General features: G+C 63.5%; 2 protein-coding genes. Both read left to right on the top strand.

Annotated elements, in window-relative coordinates:
• The first annotated feature begins 223 nt into the window (after window positions 1-223).
• Window positions 224-1,330, top strand: coding sequence for a hypothetical protein (locus E3T19_RS17140; protein ID WP_134409426.1), 1,107 nt, complete (start codon window positions 224-226; stop codon window positions 1,328-1,330).
• A gap of 177 nt (window positions 1,331-1,507) precedes the next feature.
• Window positions 1,508-2,513, top strand: a 1,006-nt coding sequence (locus E3T19_RS17135) for an LCP family protein (protein ID WP_166788914.1), incomplete at its 3' end; no start/stop codon positions are given.

Below are 2,513 nucleotides of genomic sequence, written 5' to 3'. Positions count from 1 at the left end.
TTGAGCACGGCTGGGCACGCCCGAGTTGCGAGGCAGCCTGGTGGTCCAGACGGCCGTGCGCGGGTGACTTGTCGGGGTGAGCCCAGTTTTGGGGGTGCTGGATCTTCCATGCGGCCCTGGGCTGTGTCTCAGCCAGTGAGACACCCGCTGTCGACACCGATTCAGCGAATGTCACCTCATTCCTTTTGCTCAGGCCCTCTCAGTGCGCCGTTAGTGTCGGGATATGCGATCTCTGCGCTTTGCTGCCTCCACCGTCCTCGTTGTGCTGACCGCCTCGCTGGCTTCGTGCGCGGCCGTGGCGCCGGCAAGCGCCCCTGCCTCCTCGAAGGTCACGGCCGAGACTATTGACACAACAACGCCGCTCACCTGCGCGGATCTGTTGTCACCAGACGCCGCGGTCCTGGCGCTCACGGGCACCGATGGTGTGACGCCCGCGCTAGTGGAGGCCGTACAGCCTTCCTACGCCGTCGAGCACGCATTGCTCACCGGAGCTGGCGGACTCGCCTGTTCCTGGCGAGCGGGAACGGGACAGGTGGGCATCAGTGATGAACAGGGCGATTGGGCGTATTTGAGCGTTGAGGTGCTGCCCGACGCGGCGGCCGACTGGGTGGCCCCGTATGCAGGCGATGTCCCCTCCGAGGAACACCGAACAGTCGGCCAGGTCGACGCGGTAACCAGCGCAGGCGAGTCCGGATGGCGGATATCCGCTCCCGTGGGGACCGCCTGGGTCGACATGCGGGTTACCTCGTCGGGGCTCATCAGTGGTGGGAGCCGATTCGAGGGTGCGTCGTTCGATGGCGTCCTCGATGCAATGATGCCTGCCGCAGAAACGACTTTTGCGACGATCACCGCGGCGACGGCTGACCAAGTGGGCTGGCCAAAGGGTCAGTTCCGCGAGGGCGAGGCACGCTGTGACGGTGGCCTCGACCAGGTGGGAATTGAGAACGCGCTGCAGCTTGACGGGGCGTCGGTGGAGTACACCCTGGTCGATTCGCGCGCGAAAATCATCGACGGACTCGCCGACGCTGTGGAGGCGCGAATCGGTGTGTTCAGGTGCGAGCTGTTCGCAGAAGGATTCGGGAACACTGAAATCACCGTCATACGCGGCTTCGACCCGTTCATCGAGGAGCTGGCGACGATGCCCGACATCTCGTCAGCGCTCGAACCGATCGTTCTCGACGGAGCAGTGGCAGGGGAGACGGCGCTGCAGGCGCGTCGTGAGGACGGGCCTCGCTCGCCTGTCTATTTCACTCTCGGCCAGACGCTCTTTGGCGTGGCATCCGACGGAGCGGCCACAGTTGCTGAGGCGATCATCGCCCAGACCCGATGAGAGCTGATTTCTGGAACGGGACGGTAACCCAGACTCCGGTGCACCCGCGCCTACGAGAACCCGGTCGCTGTGGCTGACAACGGCAGACGAAGCACGCGAGTTGTGGGAATCGCGCGTCACGGGCGTCTGAAAAGATCGAATCCGTACACGACCTTTCTGCGGTGGATGGCGATGGTGATGGCTGTCGCAGTCGTCAGCACGGCCTCGGTGGCCGCCATTGCCGTCTCGAACTTTAGTCAGAAGGTCGATGACAATGCCATCGACATCGGCGTCGGGCAGACCAATGCTCCAGCACCCCAGCTTGGAAGCTACAGAGAAGGGTTCAACATCCTCATGGTCGGCGTCGACAACGATGCCGCCCAGGGTGCCGCGTATGGTGAACGAGACGCGACCCTCAACGATGTGAACATTCTCGTGCACGTGTCTGCAGACCACACCAACGCCGTCGTGGTGAGCATCCCCCGTGACCTCATCGTGGCGCACCCCGAGTGCACAGACGCCAAAACCGAAGAGACTTTTGACGCCATGTCGGCGCGCCCCATCAATGAGGCCATGGCTCGCGGGGGACTACCCTGCGTGGTCCAGACGGTGTCCGAGCTGACGGGACTAGACATCCCCTACGCCGGCGTCATTACCTTCAGCGGTGTTGTGCAGATGAGCGACGCCGTCGGCGGCGTACCCATCTGTCTGAGCGCGCCCATCAACGATCCTGACGCGGGCCTCGACCTGCCTGAAGGCCCGAGCATCGTCGCCGGGGCGAATGCTCTGGCATTCCTGCGCAGCCGCGAAGGCGTCGGCGACCGGAGCGACCTGGCGAGAATCTCCTCGCAACAGATGTACATGGCCTCACTCATGCGCACCGTCAAAGGCAACGGCACGCTCACCAACATCCCTACTCTGATCAACCTGGCCGACGCTGCCGCGACCAACATCCGGCTCTCGACCAACCTGGCCGACATCAACACCATGGTCTCCATGGCCCTTGCACTCAAAGACATCAACCTGGATCGACTCCTGTTCGTGCAATATCCCGGCACGACCGGCGACCCCGACTTCCCGAACAAAGTGGTGCCGATCCAGGAAGTGGCGGATGAGCTGTTCGCCAAACTCGCGGCCGATGAGCCCTTCGCGCTCCCTGCTATCACGCCAGAAAGGCCCGCTGATGAACCTGCACCCGAAGAGA

The sequence above is a fragment of the Cryobacterium sp. TMT4-31 genome (assembly GCF_004403385.1).
In the GTDB taxonomy this organism is placed as follows: Bacteria; Actinomycetota; Actinomycetes; order Actinomycetales; family Microbacteriaceae; genus Cryobacterium; species Cryobacterium zongtaii.
Note: the sequence above shows the minus strand (reverse complement) of the source record. Positions and strands in the feature narration are given on the sequence as shown.

Bases quoted from the DNA above. Each gene is read 5' to 3' on its own strand.
- E3T19_RS17140 (WP_134409426.1), top strand. From the start codon at position 224: ATGCGATCTCTGCGCTTTGCTGCCTCCACCGTCCTCGTTGTGCTGACC.